Below are 255 nucleotides of genomic sequence, written 5' to 3'. Positions count from 1 at the left end.
GGAAGCTCGGCCTTTTCTAGATAGAGCTGGTTCGCGAGCGTCAGCGTGAGCGACGCCGGCATCGTTCCGGCCAGCCGCTTCGGTTGCGCGGGCGGTGGCTTCCACGGTTCGGCCTGGTCCTCCTCGGCGATGAACGCGACGTCGAGCGGATGCGCACCGCCCGTGGCGCGAAAGATCACCCCCTCGATGTCGCGGCTGTCCATGGTTTGCACGGACGCGAGATACGACCACTGGTCAGCGTACGGCTGAAAGCCG

The 255-nt window shown here is 66.3% G+C and carries 1 protein-coding gene; it reads right to left on the bottom strand.

Annotated features, from left to right (window positions below; all coding sequences use genetic code 11):
• A partial coding sequence (locus tag VSR68_RS42700) for a hypothetical protein (protein WP_342945398.1) occupies positions 1-203 on the bottom strand: 203 nt, incomplete at its 3' end.
• Positions 204-255: the final 52 nt, after the last annotated feature.

Origin of the sequence: Paraburkholderia phymatum, assembly GCF_038900715.1 — a bacterium.
GTDB lineage: Bacteria > Pseudomonadota > Gammaproteobacteria > Burkholderiales > Burkholderiaceae > Paraburkholderia > Paraburkholderia phymatum_A.
Note: the sequence above shows the minus strand (reverse complement) of the source record. Positions and strands in the feature narration are given on the sequence as shown.